The 357-nt window shown below is 63.9% G+C and carries 1 protein-coding gene; it reads right to left on the bottom strand.

Going from position 1 to position 357, the window contains the following annotated elements; translation table 11 throughout:
- The coding region (locus H6A60_RS12820; protein WP_205105244.1) for a hypothetical protein at window positions 1–357 on the bottom strand (357 nt) is incomplete at both ends.

Below are 357 nucleotides of genomic sequence, written 5' to 3'. Positions count from 1 at the left end.
GCACCGAAGACGAAGGTCGAGTTCTGGCCGGCAACGACGTCGGCGTTGAGAACGCCGTCTTCGCCCAACTGCTGAACCGTGAGGAACGAGCCGTCCTTCATTTCGGCGCCGTCAACCCAAGCGGGGTCAATGAAGATGATGCCCGTATGGTCGAGCGTTTCGACGTTGAGCGTGCCCGCACCGCCCGTTTCTTCGTCGGCCGAGCCGACGCGGATCGTGCCGTCGCCCGTCACCGTGTCGGCGTCGAGCGTGCCCTTGAGCTGATTGTCATTGGTAACGGCGAGCGACTCGACGGTGAGGCTGCCGGAGTCAACCGTGATGTCGGCGCCTTCGGCTGCAACGCGCTTGAGCGTGAAC

This window comes from Sutterella massiliensis (assembly GCF_016899755.1).
GTDB lineage: Bacteria > Pseudomonadota > Gammaproteobacteria > Burkholderiales > Burkholderiaceae_F > Sutterella > Sutterella massiliensis.
This window is presented reverse-complemented; position numbering and strand designations above follow the sequence as displayed.